General features: G+C 42.2%; 11 protein-coding genes. 7 read left to right on the top strand and 4 right to left on the bottom strand.

The window, feature by feature from the left end; genetic code table 11:
* Positions 1 to 21: 21 nt before the first annotated feature.
* The 5 genes from K2W90_04975 to K2W90_04955 are packed head-to-tail and all read left to right on the top strand — an operon-like array spanning position 22 to position 10,574.
* Positions 22 to 2,103: a WD40 repeat domain-containing protein gene (locus tag K2W90_04975; GenBank protein ID MBY0353689.1), complete on the top strand. Its 2,082-nt coding sequence runs from the start codon at positions 22 to 24 to the stop codon at positions 2,101 to 2,103.
* A 55-nt stretch (positions 2,104 to 2,158) separates the two neighbouring features.
* Positions 2,159 to 4,222 carry a WD40 repeat domain-containing protein gene (locus K2W90_04970; protein MBY0353688.1) on the top strand — a complete coding sequence of 688 codons (2,064 nt, stop codon included), beginning with the start codon at positions 2,159 to 2,161 and terminating at the stop codon, positions 4,220 to 4,222.
* 56 nt (positions 4,223 to 4,278) lie between these two features.
* Positions 4,279 to 6,339, top strand: a complete 2,061-nt coding sequence (locus K2W90_04965) for a WD40 repeat domain-containing protein (protein ID MBY0353687.1) — start codon at positions 4,279 to 4,281, stop codon at positions 6,337 to 6,339.
* Positions 6,340 to 6,394: 55 nt separating this feature from the next.
* Positions 6,395 to 8,485, top strand: a complete 2,091-nt coding sequence (locus K2W90_04960; GenBank protein ID MBY0353686.1) for a WD40 repeat domain-containing protein — start codon at positions 6,395 to 6,397, stop codon at positions 8,483 to 8,485.
* Between the two features lie 52 nt (positions 8,486 to 8,537).
* A complete protein-coding gene (locus K2W90_04955; protein MBY0353685.1) occupies positions 8,538 to 10,574 on the top strand; it encodes a hypothetical protein in 2,037 nt (678 codons plus the stop codon).
* A 5-nt stretch (positions 10,575 to 10,579) separates the two neighbouring features.
* Here the strand turns inward: K2W90_04955 and K2W90_04950 are convergent, their stop codons facing one another.
* Both K2W90_04950 and K2W90_04945 read right to left on the bottom strand, forming a co-directional pair.
* Positions 10,580 to 11,974 carry a UDP-N-acetylmuramoyl-L-alanyl-D-glutamate--2,6-diaminopimelate ligase gene (locus K2W90_04950; GenBank protein ID MBY0353684.1) on the bottom strand — a complete coding sequence of 465 codons (1,395 nt, stop codon included), beginning with the start codon at positions 11,972 to 11,974 and terminating at the stop codon, positions 10,580 to 10,582.
* Positions 11,961 to 14,744, bottom strand: coding sequence for an insulinase family protein (locus K2W90_04945; GenBank protein MBY0353683.1), 2,784 nt, complete (start codon positions 14,742 to 14,744; stop codon positions 11,961 to 11,963). Before K2W90_04945 ends, K2W90_04950 begins: the two co-directional genes overlap by 14 nt.
* Positions 14,745 to 15,456: 712 nt before the next feature.
* Between K2W90_04945 and K2W90_04940 the strand changes: the two genes are divergently transcribed.
* Positions 15,457 to 16,104: a hypothetical protein gene (locus K2W90_04940; protein MBY0353682.1), complete on the top strand. Its 648-nt coding sequence runs from the start codon at positions 15,457 to 15,459 to the stop codon at positions 16,102 to 16,104.
* A 6-nt stretch (positions 16,105 to 16,110) separates the two neighbouring features.
* Here K2W90_04940 and hisS read toward each other — a convergent pair whose 3' ends face one another.
* Positions 16,111 to 17,352 (bottom strand): histidine--tRNA ligase, encoded by a 1,242-nt coding sequence (hisS, locus tag K2W90_04935; protein ID MBY0353681.1) that lies wholly within the window; start codon positions 17,350 to 17,352, stop codon positions 16,111 to 16,113.
* Between the two features lie 86 nt (positions 17,353 to 17,438).
* A complete protein-coding gene (locus tag K2W90_04930) occupies positions 17,439 to 18,023 on the bottom strand; it encodes an ankyrin repeat domain-containing protein (protein MBY0353680.1) in 585 nt (194 codons plus the stop codon).
* Between the two features lie 199 nt (positions 18,024 to 18,222).
* On the opposite strand from K2W90_04930, the gene galE reads away from it, so the two are divergent.
* Complete coding sequence (gene galE, locus K2W90_04925) at positions 18,223 to 19,245, top strand: UDP-glucose 4-epimerase GalE (protein ID MBY0353679.1); 1,023 nt, start codon at positions 18,223 to 18,225, stop codon at positions 19,243 to 19,245.
* The last annotated feature ends 5 nt before the right edge of the window (positions 19,246 to 19,250 follow it).

Raw genomic sequence — 19,250 nt, 5'->3', positions numbered from 1 at the left:
TTTTAAAAATAAAGGAGAGAGATGAGTAAGAAAGTACTGCTTTTTATCTTTTTTTTGTTGGTTTTATTAAGCTGTTCCTGGCTTGTTCAAGCAACAAGTTTAAACGGTACGGTGACTCCTGTTTATCAAGACAAGCATTACGTTTTTCGTAATTTTGATACGGCAAAAGGATTTGTACGTTTGAACAATGGCTTTACTATTTTGGCTGGCCAGTCTGCAGGGCTTGATACGTTTGTAACCGTTTCTGGCGCTATCGATTTGCGTACTACTGGTTCGTTGGATTTGCGTGGTGATTTATTTTTAGACGCTCATGCAACGTGGTCCAGTAGCGGCAAAATTTATGGCCGTGGCAATGCCATACATCTTAGTGGCTCTTTGAGTTTGCCAACCGATACGATTGTACAATTTATTGACGATACCGTTATTAACGGCCATGGGCACACGTTAACGCTTGGGGCGCATGCGCAGCTCTTGCTTGCTTCAGACGTTTCATTAACGCTTAAAAATATGACGCTCAAAACAACGCGCAACAGTTCTCATATTCCTATTATTCGCTGCTTTGATCAAAAAGGTCATGTGACGTTGGACAATGTTGAGTTGGCTTTGGCAGATGACTTTCCGTTTCGAACTGGTCGTATGTTTTTTGAAAACGATGTGGTGGTGACCGGCACTTCATGTTTTGTATATCAATCGGTCATGCAAAGTTATGTTCTGCCACATTCGCTTTTGACCTTCGATCCAGGCACTACGCTGTATTACTACCCAAGTTCAACAACAAAAAGTTTGATTCAGCAGCAAGACAAATCGGCAGGAATTTATTTGAACGGCAGTTCAACGACGTTGCAAACAACGCATACCGGCATGCGCTTGAGTAAGGGTCGCTTCTGGTTGGATAACAAAGTAACGGTCAGTACACGAGCAAGCACCGTTGCGAATGGATTTGTGCAACTCACTACGGCAAGTTATGGCACGCGTGTGCGTTCGGTAGATTGGAGCCCAGATGGTAGGTATTTGGCCGTTGGTGGTACAGGCCCAACAAATGGTATGGAATTTCAAATTTACCGTTTCAATGGCTCGACGCTGACGTATGTTACCGGTGATAATTGGACTGGTGGTGGTGCAGAAGTGTGGCGCGTGCGTTGGCACCCAAGCGGTCGCTTTGTGGCAGCTGTTGGTGATGCAACCAACGATGTCAGGGTTTACAGTTTTGATGGAACAACCTTAATAACGCTTGATGTGACTGATCTCACGTCAGCCGGTGAAGTGAAGGGGCTTGCTTGGCATCCAACGGGTCATTATCTGGTATGTGGGATTGATGATGATTTGCCATCGACAGAGCTACAACTCTACCATTTTGATGGTGCAAGCCTGACTTTTATTTATGGTATTGATTTAGGTGCTTCGTTTGCACGAGGGACTGGTTTGGGGTGGCATCCTGATGGTATGTACCTTGGCTTGTGTGGTACGGCAAATAATTTACAAGAAACGAGGACGTATCTTTTTGATGGCAGTACGCTTACGCTTATTCAAGATAGTGGGCTTGGTGCAGATGGTCGTTCGTTAGAATTTACTCCGGATGGATTGTTTTTTGCTACTGCCTTAAGTAACGCGGGGCATACGACGAGTCGCTTTAAAATACAAGAAATTAACCCTGGTGGGAGTTTTCAGGATGTTGACACAACGACGTATAACTCTTCTGCAGACCAATCGACTTTTGAAATACGATGGAGTCCCGATGGCAACTATTTGGTTGGTGGAGGGACGGGTCCCGATGATGGTAATGAGCTGAAGCTTTACCAGTTTGTTCGGCCAAGCACCATTGCCCAAGTTGCAAGCTACAACTATGGGACTGCAATCAACGGTGTTGCGTGGAGCCGTGATGGCAAGTATATAGCGATTGGTGGTAACGGTGCTGGTGGTGGGCACGATGAGCTTGAAGTGTGGACGGTCTCGTATCGCTTCGACACATCAACCCAAGCACTCACCAACGGTCTTACGCTTGGCAACTCAACTGCTGGCGCTTCGTTTGATTTGGATACCTACGTTTTGAGTGGTGCAACCCTCAACTTGGCTGGGCAGTTGTTTTACGACTCAACAAGTTAAAAAAAATTTAGAAAATAAAAAAAGAGAAAGTAGAAAGTAGAAAAAAGGAGTAGTAATGAACCGTTTTGTAAAATTATTAGCGGTGCTTGCGCTGTGCCCAACGCTCGCAGGTGCAACAAGTTTGAATGGTACGGCAAGCATTGTGTACCAAGACAAGCATTATGTTTTTCGTAATTTTGACACGGCAAAAGGCTATGTGCGTTTGAACAATGGTTTTACTATTTTGGCTGGCCAGTCTGCAGGGCTGGACACGTTTGTAACCGTTTCTGGTGCTATAGATTTGCGCACCACTGGTTCGCTCGATTTGCGTGGTGATTTATTTTTAGACGCTCATGTAACGTGGTCCAGTAGCGGCAAAATTTATGGCCGTGGCAATGCCATACATCTTAGTGGCTCTTTGAGTTTGCCAACCGATACGATTGTACAATTTATTGATGATACCGTTATTGACGGCCATGGCCATACGTTAACGCTTGGTGCGCATGCACAATTGTTGCTTGCTTCAGATGTTTCGTTGACGCTCAAAAATATGACGCTCAAAACAACGCGCAACAGCGTACATATTCCTATTATTCGCTGCTTTGACCAAACAGGGCATGTAACGTTGGACAATGTTGAGTTGGCTTTGGCAGATGACTTTCCGTTTCGAACTGGCCGTATGTTTTTTGAAAACGATGTGGTGGTGACCGGCACTTCATGTTTTGTTTATCAATCGGTTATGCAAAGTTATGTTGTGCCACATTCGCTTTTAACGTTCGATCCAGGCACTACGCTGTATTACTACCCAAGCTCGACGGACAAAGATTTGGTTCAGCTGCAAGACAAGTCAGCAGGAGTTTATTTTAAAGGTGCTGCAACAACGCTTCAAACAACGCATACTGGCATGCGTTTGAGTAAAGGTAGATTGTGGTTGGATAACAAAGTAACATTGACTACACGGGCAAATACGGTTGCTAATGGATTTGTGCAACTCACTACGGCAAGTTATGGCACGCGTGTGCGTTCGGTAGATTGGAGTCCAGATGGTAGATATTTGGCCGTTGGTGGTACTGGGCCAACCAATACTTTCGAATTTCAGGTCTATCGCTTTAACGGTTCAACGCTGACGTACGTTACTGGTGATAATTGGACTGGTGGGGGTGCTGAAGTGTGGCGTGTTCGTTGGCACCCAAATGGTCGTTTTGTGGCTGCTGTTGGTGATGCAACCAATGACGTGAGAATTTATAGCTTTGATGGCTCAACGTTAATAACGCTTGATGCAATAAATATTACAACTGGCGATGTTCGTGGTCTTGCTTGGAGCCCATCAGGAGAATTTATTTTGTTTGGTATTGATAACGAGAATGCGTCTGACGAAATTCGAGTTTATCGATTTGATGGTAACTCGTTAACATTTGTTGATAGTGCGGATATGAATGTGACTTCAGCTTCAGCTCGCGGTCTTTCGTGGCATCCCAGTGGCAAGTTTTTTTGTGTTGCGGGCAATGCGGGAGCGCTGAGTATTGAAACGCGTGTGTATAGTTTTAATGGAACGTCTATTTCTGTTGTTCAAGCTTCAAATGCCGGGCAATCAGGTCGTTCTGCTGAATTTAGTCAGGATGGGCTTTATTTTGCGATAGCAATGAACACAATAGGTGGTGGAGATTCAAGGTTGACTATGTGTTCATTTACTGGAGCCTCATTTAGTGTTGTGGAGCATATTGTTTACAGCGGTGGCAATGATAATTTTCTTGAAGTTCGTTGGAGTCCTGATGGACAGTATTTGGTTGGTGGTGGAAACTCGCCAAGTAATGGCAGCGAGCTTAAACTTTATCAGTTTACGCGGCCAGCAACATTAACAGAAGTTGCGAGTTACAACTATGGAACCGCAATTAATGGTGTTGCATGGAGCTCTGATGGAAAATATGTAGCTATTGGCGGTGAAGGGCCTGACGGAGGGCATGACGAAATTGAAGTATGGACCATTTCGTATCGTTTTGACACAACTACACAAGCATTGACAAACGGTCTTGTGCTTGGCAGTTCAACTGCTGGCTCTTCGTTTGATTTAGATACGTATGTGCTGAGTGATGCAACCGTCAACTTGGCTGGGCAGTTGTTTTACGACTCAACAAGTTAGAAAAAAATTTAGAGAATAAAAAAAGAGAAAGTAGAAGGTAGAAAAAGGGAGTAGTAATGAAGCGACTTATAAAATTATTAGCGGTGCTAGTGCTGTGCCCAACATTCATTCAGGCAACAAGTTTAAACGGCACGGCAAGCATTGTGTACCAAGACAAACATTATGTCTTTCGTAATTTTAATACGGCAAAAGGCTATGTGCGTTTAAATAACGGTTTTACTATTTTGGCGGGTCAGTCTGCCGGTTTAGATACCTTTGTAACCGTTTCGGGTGCCATTGATTTGCGCACCACCGGTTCGCTCGATTTGCGTGGTGATTTATTTTTAGACGCTCATGCAACGTGGTCCAGTAGCGGCAAAATTTATGGGCGTGGCAATGCAATACACCTTGGCGGTTCTTTGAGCTTGCCAACTGATACGATTGTACAATTTATTGACGATACCGTTATTGACGGTCATGGCAACACCTTAACGCTGGGTGCGCATGCACAATTGTTGCTTGCTTCAGATGTTTCGTTGACGCTCAAAAATATGACCATTCAAACAACGCGCAACAGTGCACACATCCCTATTATTCGCTGCTTTGACCAAACAGGGCATGTGACGTTGGACAATGTTGAGTTGGCTTTGGCAGATGACTTTCCGTTTCGAACTGGTCGTATGTTTTTTGGTAATGATGTTGTAATGACCGGTACTTCATGTTTTATTTATCAATCGTGGATGCAAAGTTATGTGATGCCACAATCGCTGTTAACGTTCGATCCTGGTACTACGCTTTATTACTACCCAAGTTCAACAGATAAAGACTTGATTCAGCTGCAAGACAAATCGGCAGGTATTTATTTGAACGGTTCTGCAACAACGTTGCAAACAACGCATACCGGGATGCGTTTGAGCAAGGGCCGCTTCTGGTTGGATAACAAAGTAACATTGACTACACGGGCAAATACGGTTGCCAATGGCCTTGTGCAACTCACCACGGCAAGTTATGGTACGCGGGTACAATCGGTAGATTGGAGCCCCGATGGTAGGTATTTAGCGGTGGGTGGTTTTGGACCAACAAATGGTATGGAATTTCAAGTTTACCGTTTCAACGGCTCAACGCTGACGTACGTTACCGGTGATAATTGGACTGGCGGTGGTGCTGAAGTGTGGCGTGTGCGCTGGCATCCAAGTGGAAGATTTGTAGGTGCAGTTGGTGATGCAACTAACGATGTGAGAATTTACAGTTTTAATGGTACAACGCTTACTACCATTGCTGCAACTGATCTTACTGCAACGGATAATGTTAAAGGAATTGCGTGGAGCCCTTCAGGAGAATATGTTTTGTTTGGATCTACTGATGACGCAACAATTGAACAGTTGCAAATCTATAGATTTGATGGTCAAAAATTAACATTTATTGATGGGAATGGAATTGGGCAAGGTAATGTTAGAGGTCTTTCGTGGCATCCAAGTGCGCGTTTTTTTTGTTCTAGCGGGAGTGCTGGGCCAAGTACTGAAACGCGTACTTATAGTTTTAACGGATCAATATTAACATTGATTCAAGCGACTAACGCTGGACAATCTGGTCGTTCTGCAGAATTTACTCAAGATGGTTTGTATGTTTCTGAAACGATCAATCAAATTGGTGGTGGTGATTCACGATTGAACATACTTTCTGTTAATCCTGGGGGTTCCTTTTCTCTCGTTGCAAGCATTATTTATAGCGGCAATAATGATAGTTTTCTTGAGGCCCGTTGGAGCCCTGATGGGCAATATTTGGTTGGTGGAGGAACAACTCCGACCAATGGTAGTGAGCTTAAACTTTATCAGTTTACGCGGCCAGGAACTTTAACTGAACTTGCCAGTTATAATTTTGGAACGTCAATCAACGGTGTTGCATGGAGCTCTGATGGAAAGTATATAGCTATTGGCGGTGAGGGCCCTGACGGTGGCCACGACGAGATAGAAGTCTGGACCGTTTCGTATCGTTTTGACACAACTACACAAGCATTGACAAACGGTCTTGTGCTTGGCAATTCAACTGCTGGTTCTTCGTTTGATTTGGATACCTACGTTCTGAGTGATGCCACCATTAATTTGGCAGGACAGCTGATGTACGACTCAACAAGTTAGAAAAAAATTTAGAGAATAAAAAAAGAGAAGTAGAAAGCAGAAAAAGGGAGTAGTAATGAAGCGCGTTCTAAAATTATTATTGGTGCTTGCGTTCTGCCCAGTGCTGGCGCGTGCAACAAGTTTGAATGGTACCGCAAGCATTGTGTATCAAGACAAGCATTATGTTTTTCGTAATTTTAATACGGCAACTGGCTATGTACGTTTAAACAACGGCTTTACCATTTTGGCTGGCCAGTCGGCAGGTTTAGATACCTTTGTAACAGTTTCTGGTGCTATTGATTTGCGCACCACCGGTTCGCTTGATTTGCGCAGCGATCTATTTTTAGATGCACATGTGACGTGGTCAAGCAGCGGCAAAATTTATGGACGTGGCAATACAATACATCTTGGGGGTTCATTGAGTTTGCCAACGGACACGGTTTTACAATTTATTGATGATACCATTGTTGATGGTGATGGGCACACGTTAACGCTTGGGGCGCATGCGCAGTTGTTGCTTGCTTCAGACGTTTCGTTGACGCTCAAAAATATGACCATTCAAACAACGCGCAATAGTTCAAACATTCCTATCATTCGCTGTTTTGATCAAAAAGGTCATGTGACGTTGGACGATGTTGAGTTGGCATTGGCAGATGACTTTCCATTTCGTAATGGTCGCATGTTCTTTAATAACGATGTTATTGTGACTGGCACTTCGTGTTTTATATATCAATCGGTGATGCAAAGCTATGTTGCTTCACAGTCACTTTTGACCTTCGATCCTGGTACTACATTGTATTATTATCCAAGCACAACAGCAAAAAGTTTATTACAGCTGCAAGACAAGTCAGCAGGAGTTTATTTTAAAGGTGCTGCAACAACGCTCCAAACAACGCATACCGGTATGCGTTTGAGCAAAGGTCGGTTGTGGTTTGACAATAAAGTTACGGTGAGTACCCGCGCGGCAACAACATTAACGAGTATTACCCAAGTGGACACAGCAAGTTACGGGGCAACTGGTGCCTATTCAATCGATTTTTCTCCGAATGGTCGCTTTGTGGCGGTAGTTGGAGAAGGGGGCGGAGCTACTTCGGTACAGGTTTATCGCTTTGACGGGGCAGCTCTTACTTCGGTAGCAACCGCTAATTTTGGAGGTACTGAAAACAAAGCTTTTTGCACGCGATGGAGCATCGACGGTCAGTATCTTGCGGTAGTTGGTGGTTATCCTAATAACGTTAAGGTTTATAGTTTTAATGGGACAAGTTTGACGTTACTTGCTGCTGTTTCATTAAGCTCGGTGGTTGATATTGGTAATGCGTTTGGGTTAGCATGGTCTTTTGATCAGCAATATATTATTGTTGGTACCTATAATCCAACACCGGTGCCGACTGGTGATGGATTGCAAGTGTATCGTTTTAGTGGGACTCCTCTCGCTGCAAGTCTTACGTTTGTTACCGGTCTTAATATAGCTGGACCATCGAGTCCACCGTTTAGTTTCTCATGGCATCCAATTAATAGTGCCCTTGTTGCTGTTGGTGTAGGTGATGGCACATTTAAAGTTTATTCATTCAATGGATCATCATTAACATTAGTTACCAGTGTTACGTATGGGTCAAGTTCTGTTCTAGCAGTGAAATTTAGTCCGGATGGTAATTTTTTGGCAGTCGGGGGCAATTCTCCAACTAATGGCAATGAACTGCAAGTTTATAGTTTTAATGGAACAACGTGCACGCTTGTTGATAGTAAAGATTATGGATTACAAATTGGACCTAACAGTGTGCAGTGGGATTCAACCGGCAGATACATCTCTCTGAGCGGTAGAGCACCGACTAATAGTAATGAGTTTCAAATTTTTCAGTTTAATGGTTCTTCTTTAACGCTGGTAACGAGTTCCAATTATGGTAGTAATTCCAATGGACATGCAGACACAAGTTGGTCAAAAGATGGCAAATATCTAGCGCTTTGTGGTCAAGGTCCTGCCGGTGGCCATGCACAAATTGAAGTTTATTCAGTGTCTTATCGCTTTGACACGACAACACAAGCTCTTACTAACGGGCTTACGTTGGGTAACTCAGCTTCCGGCTCTTCATTCGATTTGGATGCCTACGTTTTGAGCGGTGCCACCGTTAACTTGGCGGGCCAGTTGTTTTACGATTCAACAAGCTAGGAAATAAAAAAAATTTATAAAAAAGAGTGAGAAGTAAAAGAAGGGAGTAGTAATGAAGCAAGTTGTAAAATTATTAGTGTTACTTGCGTTGTGTCCAGAGCTCGCGCAAGCAACAAGTTTGAATGGTACTGCAAGCATTGTGTATCAAGACAAGCATTATGTATTTCGTAACTTTAACACGGCAAAAGGTTATGTGCGGTTAAATAACGGTTTTACTATTTTAGCCGGCCAGTCGGCAGCGCTAGACACGTTTTATACCGTTTCTGGTTCAATAGATTTGCGTACCACAGGCTCGTTAGATCTGCGTGGAGATTTGTATCTTGATTCAAAATTGACCTGGTCAAGCAGTGGTAAAATTTACGGGCGTGGCAACACAATACATCTTGGGGGTTCATTGAGTCTGCCAACTGATACGATTGTAGAATTTATTGACAACACAATTATTGATGGTCATGGCCATACGTTAACGCTGGGTGCGCACGCACAATTGTTGCTTGCTTCAGATGTTTCGTTGACGCTCAAAAATATGACTATTCAAACAACGCGCAACAGCTCCAATATTCCCATCATTCGTTGTTTTGACCAAAAGGGGCATGTGACACTTGATAATGTTGAGCTGGCGTTGGCAGATGATTTTGCTTTTAGAACGGGGCGCATGTTCTGTTTTAATGACGTGCGCTTTACCGGAACTTCACAATTTATTTATCAATCAGTTATGCAAAGTTATGTTGCGCCAAAATCACTGTTGACTTTCGACCCTGGCACTACGTTGTACTACTATCCAAGCACCACCGATAAAGATTTATTGCAACTGAACGACAAATCTTCGGGGATCTATCTCAAAGGTTCCGGAACCACATTGCAAACAACATTTACCGGCATGCGGTTGACCAAGGGTCGCTTGTGGTTAGACAATAAAATTGATATCGAGACAAAACCTACAACGAAATTTTTGAGTTTAACAGAGACAAGTTCTTTGCTTACGAGTGGATCAAGTTTTGCTGAATGTGTTTTTAGCCCAAATGCTCGTTATGTTGCAACTATTTCTTATCTTAATGCAAATTTTCGTGTTTTGAAAGTTACTGCTACTGGATTAGAATTAGTTGCTTCTTATGTTCTGGGTGGTACCGGTGTTTACTCAGTTGACTGGGATCCAACTGGTCGGTTTATTGCTGTTGGTGTTATTGGGGCCACGGGCATAACTGTTTTCAGGTTTGATGGTGCAAGCTTGACTCCAATTGCTTCGGTTGGTGGACAATTCATAGTAGCGTGGAGTCCTTGTGGTAACTATCTTGCTGGTATGAATACTGGTTCTTTGACGGTTTATTCGTTTAGTGGTTATAGTCTTACAGCAATTGCAACAGTGGCCCCAGGAGCAGGGAACTTTAGTGCAGGAAGAGCCCTTATGTGGAGTCCAAATGGTAGATATTTAGCTCTTTATTACGGTAGCTTTTCGCCAACAACAACAAGCAAGACTTACTTGTTTGATGGGACATCTCTTACGCAGCAAAGTAGTCATTCCGTAACTTTTTCTGCTGCATTTGCAATATCTAGTCAGGTTGCTTGGCGTTCTGATGGGTTATTTTTTGCTATAACAACCTATAATAGCTCGGCTGGTTCAGATCCTGCATTAATGGTGTATTCTTTTAACGGTTTTACACAAAATTTGATTGCTAGTGCATCTAATTCGTTTAATACCACCCTTTACTACGCGGTAGATTGGTCTCCAGATGGTCGTTATGTTGCTGTTGGAGGGGCTCAAGGTGGAGGTGTCAACAATATCAGAATTTTTGAATTTAATGGTACATCACTGACGTCGGTTTACACGTACAATGTTGGTCTTGTGAACGTAACAGATCTTCGTTTTTCTGCTGACGGTAAAAAACTTTTGGCAGGAGTAGCATCTTCACCAAATGAAATATTAGTTTTTGATGTTGCTTATACCACAGAATCAGCTAGTCAAGCACTGACCAATGGTCTTACGCTTGGTAATTCATCTCTTGGTTCAAGTTTCGATTTGGATGCCTACGTTTTGAGCGGTGCTACCGTTAACTTGGCTGGCCAGCTTTTTTACGATTCAACAAGTTAGCATTTTTAGAATTGCTGGATTTCTTTAAAATCGTTGAAGGAATAATTTGTTCCTTCAACGATATATGAAGTTTCATGCCCCTTGCCCAAAATAGCAATAATGCTTTCTGGTGTTGCTTGAGCGGCTGCACGGGCCAGTGCTAAGTGTCTGTTTGGCTCACACACAACGCGATCACGTTTTTCAACAGGAATTGCTTGTACAATATCGTTAATAATTGCTTCGCTTTTTTCAAAGCGAGGGTTATCGTCAGTCAAAATTATGCTGTCGGCATACTCAGCTGCGCGTTGGCCCAGCAGTGTGCGGCGCGTTTTGTCGCGGTTGCCGCCACAGCCAAACACCACAATCAAATGCTTGGTGAGTGGGCGTAGCGTGCTCAGCACTGCTTCAAATGACGAACCGTTATGTGCATAATCAACAAACGCGTAAGCGCCGTTGGCAAGTTTATGTCCTTGCAGTCTGCCTGGTACGCCAGGAAAGCTTGCTAGTGCTCGTTGCATGGTTTGCGTGTTGACGCCCAACTGTTTGCACAGCGTGTACGCTTGGCAAATATTTTGTGCGTTAAACGTGCCAAAAAGCATGGTTGTTGCCAGCGTGATTCCATCAAGCGTAACTGCAAGCCCATCAAGGTTGTTGTTCGCAATAGTGACGTTTTGTAGTGAGCTTGTAACAGGATTTTTACCAGCGAGTTGTTCAAGGGCTTTTATGCCCCACTCATTATCGGCGTTAATAACAATAGTGCCGTTTGGTTTTATCTGCTCAAAGAGCATCATTTTTGCTGCAAAATAATCTTCAAGCGTTTGGTGAAAATCCATGTGCTCAATTGCTAAGTTGGTAAATGCTGCTGCTTCAAACGTAATGCCGTGTGTGCGGAACAGGCTGAGCGCGTGAGAAGAAACTTCCATAACCACATAGTCAACACCTTGTTTTACGCATTCGGCAAAAAACATATGCAGGTAATCGCTTTCTGGTGTGGTCAGTGTGCTTGGCTCTTCGCGATCTAAAATTTTGTTAACAACGCCGGAAAGCATGGCGGTTTTGTAGCCGCTGGTGCGCAGCATGTGTTCAATCAGATACGTTGTTGTTGTTTTACCTTTGGTGCCAGTAACGCCAATAATTTTTAGCTGAGAAGCAGGGTTGCCAAGCGCATTACTGCTCATCGTTGCCAGCGCTTTGCGCGCGTTGGGAACCATAGAAATGGTAATAGTTGTATTGTGATGCTTAGTTAAAAATTCGCAGGCTTTAAATGGATGTTCAACCACTAGGGCGGTGGCACCTTGCTCAAGCGCTTGCTCAATAAAAGTATTACCGTTGGTAGTTTTGCCGTTAATGGCAACAAAGGTTGAGCCAGGGCCTACGTTGTTGGTGTGGCACGTTACGGGAAAGTTTTTAGGCACGAGCATTGTTGTAAATCCTTCCTACGGTAATAAAACTCCAAGTTGCCGGATCTAAGTATTCCTTTGCAACGCGATTAACGTCATCACATGAAAGACGGTGTACGCGTTCAATGCAATCGTCATAATGTGTCCACGGCATGTTTATTTGTATCAGCGACGCATAGCTTTCGGCTAACGAAACGTTAGTAGAGAAGCCTTTAGCTAGAGTAACTTGATAATTTTGTTTTGCAACTGCAAGATTTTTTTCGTCGATGCCGTTGGTAGAAATTGTTTGTAAAACATTTTTGATTGCTTCTTGTGCTAATTCAACATTATCGATTGAAACAAGGGTACCAATGCAGCTGTTACCTTTGGTTAGGTATGAAGTTGAACTTAACGATCCACTGCAAGAATAAAAAATCCCTGTTCTTTCGCGAATTTCATAAAGACATTTATTTAAATAAAGTTCGAGTAATTTTAGGCAAAAACGGTCGTCGGTATCAAATGTAGTGGTAATGCGTCCGGCAACCAGGGCAACTTGTTCTTTTGGTAAAAATTTATGAAGCGACGTTGCTGGTGGGTTGTTGATATCTGGCACGCTTGGGGTTTCTGCTGTTACATCAATCGTTTGAATTGGTTGCCAAGAACTAAAGGCTTGTTCCAGTTGTTCAATAATTGTTGCGTTGTCAAAATTACCAACAACGGTTAAAAACATAAGCGTTGGGTTTACAAAGCGTTTATGCAAAGCAAATAGATCATCACGCTGAATACCTGCCAGTTCTTGCATGGTTTGCTCATCAGTTTTTATCCATGGATACTCTTGGAACAAGTGCTGTTGCAAGGTGCTTTGTGCTAGATAAAAGCTGCTTTCTTGTGCTTGTTTAATCCGGTCAATGGCGCTTGCTTGCTCTTGAGTAAAGATATTTTCTGGATAGGTTGGCTGAGTTAAAATATGCACAAAACGGTTGGCTACCGCTATTAAATCTTCCGGTAGGCATGAAAAAGAACCGCGACCATAACTCATATTCCATGATGCTCCTAGCAAATCAAAGAACGCTTGGTGGTCTTGTTTTGAGTACCCTTGGCTTCCTTCACTGAGTAGATTTACTGCAAATTGCGCAGCGTTCATCTGATTGTTGTATTGCAGTGCAATTGCAAGCTCCTCACTATTTTTAAAACTTAGGCTTGCATAAACAAATGGGCTGGTATCGCGATATTTTATATAAACGTCCAGGCCGTTTGAAAGGGTAATTTTTTTGTCGGGATGTTCGTACGTTAACGTTAACAGTTTGGGTTCTGGCAATTGGTCTGAAAGGCGGGGTTGTTCAACTTCGCTGTCGCGTATTTTGTGCGCCAGTGAAGCTTGTTCATACGTATCCAAAGCAGTTTGCAAAGCTTGCCAGGTTTCTTTTTGTTCCTCAAGAAGTGGCATAACGCTAAAGGTATGCATACGATACGTTTGCAAATGGTTTGTACAAAACTCTTTGATGGCGTCTTGTGTCAAATTTTCGATAGCGGCAATGTCATTAAAAACTTCAAACTCATTACGGCACTTAAAAAAATTGTGTTCAAACAGGTTTGCTACACTTTGAGCACTATCAAAAGCTTTAAGTGCCGATGTTATCGAAATTTTTTTAAAGCACGCAAGTTCTTCTTGGGTAATCCCTTTGGTCATAATTTTGTGTAGCTCGTGTTCAATTGCCTCTTTGCAACGTTTAGTTTGCAGGCCATTGGCATTTTCTTTGGGCTCGAAGCTGATCATAAAATAGCCAACTTCATTAAATGTTATTGGGCTTGTGTCAATTGAATAAACAAGATCTTTTTGATCTTTTATTTTTTTTTCAAAACGCAGTGAAAGGGCGTAGCTGAGTGCATGAGCTGCTATTTCGTTTTTATATAAATCACCCGGGATAATCCAACAGTAGCGGACTAATGGGTTGGGAATTGGTTTATAGATAGTTGTGCTTTTTTGAACAAAGTCGGTTTGGACAGGGTTGATGGCAGGAGCCTCTTGTTTGAAATGTGGGTTTTCAATTGCACCAAAAGCGGCTTGAATGTGTGCAAAAGCTTCATCTGCCTTGCAATCGCCTACAATAGTAACCAGGGCATTGGCTGGCGCGTAGTGGCGTTGATAAAACTTTGTTAGGTCCTGTGCGTTTGCATTAAGTAATGTTTTTAAATCACCGCCAAGTGAGTGGTTGTACGGATGATTTGGCGGCAAAAGCTCTTGCCCCAAAATATCAAAAACATACGTAGAAGGGCGAGCATTACGCATTTTTATTTCTTGGGCAACAGCTTTTACTTCTGAAGCAAAATGGTGTTCTTTAAAACAAGCGTTTGCCATGCAATCAGCAAGCAAGTCAACAAAAACGGGCCAGTTGTTTTTGTCCGTCTTAAAGTAATAGTTAGTGATATCATAATAAGTTCCAGCGTTAAAGCCAGTCCCAACACCACCGATGCAAAATTTTTCGGCAATGGCATCTAAGTCTCGTTCAGACATTTTTTCAGTGCCTTTAAAAATCATATGCTCAACCATGTGTGCCAAGCCATGCTCGGTTGGTAACTCATTTTTTGCGCCGGCATTGTAGGTAACGCTGACATAAACCTTGTTGCTGTTGGGCAGTGGGTAGTGGATTGCCGTAAGGCCGTTGGGCAAAACTTGTTTAGAAATCTTTGCTTTTGCTTTTTCTAGCCACGCATCAACTGATTGTTGAGATTCAGATTCAGTAGTTAACGCCGCAAAAAGTGGTACTTGTGCTAATAAAACTAATGAAAATAGTAAAAAGCGTAGATTCATGGTTTTTATCCCTAACAAATTTTTATTGCTATGCAATGCAAGAAAATGCTGAACGACCCTAGTAAAAGTGTAGCAAGGTGCGGCTGTGCGTCAAGGTTGGCAAGAAGATAAATTCTTCTTGCCAAGAAAAACATTTTTTTCTTTTAGAAAGTTGCTTTTTTGACTCTTTTCGCACAATTAAAGATCGCAAAAATTTGCGTCGCAACTTTGTATATTATGTTAACTTGCGCTAAATGATCATTGAGACGCTCTTTTTGGCCTTGTCCTAAATTGGAACAATGTGTTCTTAATGGGTTCAGTACGAACATATGAGCATGCGTGGAGGGTACTTACTAACACCTTTGTGGGTAAGTGTTGCGTTATTGTCTAAAAAACCTTAGTTTAACAGGCTGTTTGGCTCTTTTGATGTAATTGTTTTTGTGACAGTTTGGAGTAAATCTTTTTTTTTAGTTAAACGTTTCAAGTAAAGGTTTTTTCTGAGTAATTTTGTTGATCTAGTCAAGTAAACTAACCATATTTGCTCCTGTTTTTTGAATTTACAGTTAGTATGACTGAAATCTTTTGATAAAATCAAGGAATCGATTTTTTGGCTAAAAATGCCTTAATTTAATGTGTTATGGCCTTTGCTATTTTTTGATTGAAAAGTTAGACTAGTTTGTGTTGCAAATTGGGAGATATTTTTTGTTAATTTTTTGGACAATTGGACGATATCATGATTGATACTGAAAAAAAGAATCTTGAGCAGGGTACTAATCTTCTGGACCAGAATGCTGACCATGATAAGAACCCCAAAACAGATGAAGAAAAAAAAGCAGAACGCGAAGCTTTTTTGGCTCGTTTAGAACAAGAAGGCAAGAAGCTTTTGACTATGGAAAGTGCTCTTGCAGAGCCACTTCGTGTAAAAATTATTGAAGCGCTTACGGCGCTGCATGGTTTGCATGAAGAAGTGATTGAAAAAAAGAATCTAGCTTTAGAAAAAAGTGAATTGATCAAAACTAAAGTTAACGAACTCATTAAAGCTGGCACGGTTAAAGTTGATCAAGAAGAGTATGAACGTTCTGAGCAAAGTATTGCGCAGTATACCGCAAGCCTTGATATGTTGATTCAAGAGATTGAGCACGAAGCTTCTCAACTTTTGTATTTCTTGTCTGATGATGCCAACTCAAAAGTCATCGTTGAAAAATCAGATTCAGATAACGTTTTAGAGCTGATTGAAAAAAAGATAAAATTTGTTAAAAAATACGTCAAAGACATTACGCGTGATCTTAATGTGAGTTTCTCGCGTTATTGCTTTGGTTTTGACAACCAGCTCAAAAAGATTCTTTACATTCAAAGTTATCTCAAACAAAGTAAGAAATAAATTTTTTTATTTTAAAAAATTGACAGCTTCGGCTTGTTTAACGGTTTCAGTTTGGCCTGTCATCATGTTTTTTATGGTGACAGTGCCATCTTGTTGTTCTTGTTCTCCCAATACCAATACATATTTAGCGCCCGTACGATTTGCTTTTTTGAGCATGTTGGTCATTGAGGCTTTTTCAAAAATAATGTCAGTAGCCAATTTATTTTGTTGGAGCGTATTTGCGAGCAACAGTGCGAGTGCATCTTGCTCATTTGCCAACGGCAAAATAACATGCAGAACCGGTGGTTGAGTAAGTGCGAGTTGGTGTTGTAATGGCTCAAGAAGCAAGAGCAGGCGCTCAATGCCCATTGCAGCGCCAATTGATTCATAATCTTCTTTTGCGCCAACTTCTCGGCCCAGGCTGTAGCGCCCCCCACCGCAAAAGGTATCTTGCGCGCCCAGGTCTTTAGAAAAGAATTCAAAGACGGTGCGGTTATAATAATCTAAACCGCGTACCAAATTGGTGTCGATAATATAATTAACGCTGGTAAATTGGAGCAATGTTTGTAGCGTTTGCCATTCTTGATCGCAGGTGCTGCATAAGCAATCGGTTAAGCGTGGCGCTTTTGTGTACAAGTTTTTGCATGTTTCGTTTTTGCAATCAAAAACTCTCAGCGTATTTTTATCTTTGCGCTCAATACAGGTTGGGCAAATCTGGTCGATCAGGCTGTTCAAAAAAACGATTAGTTTTTCTTTGTGCGTTGCACGGTCACTTGCGCAACCAAGAAAGTTAATCTTGAGCGCATAGTTTTCTAATTTGAAAACATTACTAAAGAGGGTATCGAGCATTTTTATAAACTGCGCATCTTGGCCAATTGCGCTGGTGCCAATAACTTCAATGCTAATTTGATGGAATTGACGCAGGCGACCTTTTTGTGGGCGCTCGCGTCGGAACATGGGCCCAATGTTAAACACTTTCCAGGGAAAGCGGTCAATGCGGTTTTCAAAACAGGCGCGAATAGTGGCTGCCGTTACCTCTGGTCGCAAGCAAATGCTGTTGTCTTGATCGCCGTCAATAATATACATTTCTTTTGAAACGACGTCGGTTCCTGTTCCCAACGAATGCACAAAGAGCTGCGTATTTTCAAGAATGGGCGTGCTAATTTGGTTAAAATTGTGACGACCAAAATGTTCCTGTGTTTTGCCGACAATAAAGTTGTACAGCGTTAGATCTAAAAGATCTTCGGTTCCACGGACACGAGCAATCATAGCATTCCTTGTTCAAGCGTATTAATGGGCCTACTTTGTATAAAAAGTACTACAAATCGTTAAAAAATTCAAAGAGGGAGTTTTAGCTATTTTGGTTCGACATCGATAAAAGCACCACTCTTAGAGCGTTTATGTCCACCAAATGGTGGCTTTGGTAGGAGGTTTTTGAGATTCTTAAAGCTGCTCGATTTGCGGGGCTTTTTGGGTATGAGGAGCGTAGGGTTGTTTATGAACTCTATTATTTCTTGAGGAACTCTATTTTTTTCTAAAAAGGGCAAGAGGGGTGTTGATTGCGAAATTTTTTCTAAAATTCCATATGATATCAATAAACCAATAGTTTCACATCGTTGATGAATCTTTATCAAGGACAAGGTATGTGCTGCATAATGTAAGGCACTAAGACCCATTTTATCAACTGCCGACATATCTGCTTGGTAATCTAAAATAAGAAGATTGATGATATGATGCTCAGCGTACATGGCGGCCCACATTAAAGGAGTTCGGCCGTAAGAATCAGGTAGGTTTGCATTGGCGCCTTGTTCAAGAAGTTGTATTACCAGATCTTGCTTGCCTTGAATAGTGGCATAATGCAACGGGGGAAGATAAAAAGTTTCTTCGTAGAGTTGGTTAAGTTTATCATGATTTTCAAGAAGCTTTTCAATAAACGTCATAGCTAGTTCATGGTTGTCAACGTGGCTAACCTTTGGTTCTGGATTTGCTGCAGGCAGTACGATCTCAGACATAAAAGTAAAAAAGAGGAGGAGGGAGAAGGTGAATATTTTTTTTTCGATGATGGGTCCTATGCCTTTATAAAAAAATCTAGTACGCTCTTTTTGTTGTTAATTCTGATAAGAGTTTAAGGAGTGCGTAATGAAAAAGTCAATTTTGTTGACTGGTGGGGCGGGATACATTGGTTCTCACACAGCGTATTTTTTGGCTCAACAGGGTTATCACGTTGTTATTGTAGATTCATATGTACAGCACCAAACCTTTGACCCTTCTTGGGCTACGGTGGTGAGGGCTGATTTTAGTGATCAAAAAACTCTTGTCAATATCTTTAAAACGTACGCAATTGAAGCGGTTATGCATTTTGCTGCGTTTATTGAAGTTGGTGAATCGGTCACTCGACCTGCCGATTTTTATGAAAATAATGTTGGCAATGTTTTCAAGCTGCTCAGGCTTATGCTCGAGCATGATATTAAAAAAATTGTTTTTTCTTCAAGTTGTGCTGTGTACGGCAACCCCGTGCGCATGCCCATGGACGAATTGCATCCAACCATGCCGGTAAGTCCTTATGGTCGTAACAAGCTCATGGTTGAGTGGGCGTTGCAAGATTATGCCGCCGCTTACGACTTACGCTACGTTTCATTACGCTACTTCAATGCTGCAGGGGCTTTGCCAGACGTGCATTTGGGTGAGCATCATCAACCAGAAACGCATTTGATTCCGCGTTTGTTGCAAGCAATTCAAAATAATGAACCAGTTACTGTTTTTGGTAACGATTACAACACACCAGACGGTACCTGCTTGCGTGACTACATTCACGTGGCAGACATTGCGCAAGCTCATGTGCTGGCCCTAAAATATTTAAGGAGCGGCGCCCAATCAGAAGTATTTAATCTGGGCACCGGGCTTGGCTACACGGTAAAGCAAGTTATCGATGCCGCTGAAGTTTTGTGTAATAAAAAAGCAAATATTCAGGTTTTGGATCGCCGCCCGGGAGATGCTGAAGTTTTACTTGCTGATCCAACAAAAATAAAAAATGTTTTGGGTTGGCAGCCGCACTATTCAGATTTATTAACTATTTTGTCATCGGCTCTCGCGTGGGAAACAATGCGCACATTGAGTGCGTCAACAACTCAGCAGGTTCATGAACAGTGCGGGGTAGTGTAATAACA

It is taken from the genome of Candidatus Babeliales bacterium, assembly GCA_019749895.1.
Classification (GTDB): domain Bacteria; phylum Babelota; class Babeliae; order Babelales; family RVW-14; genus AaIE-18.
The sequence above is the reverse complement of the archived record's forward strand: the minus strand, read 5'-3'. Positions and strand labels throughout refer to the sequence as shown.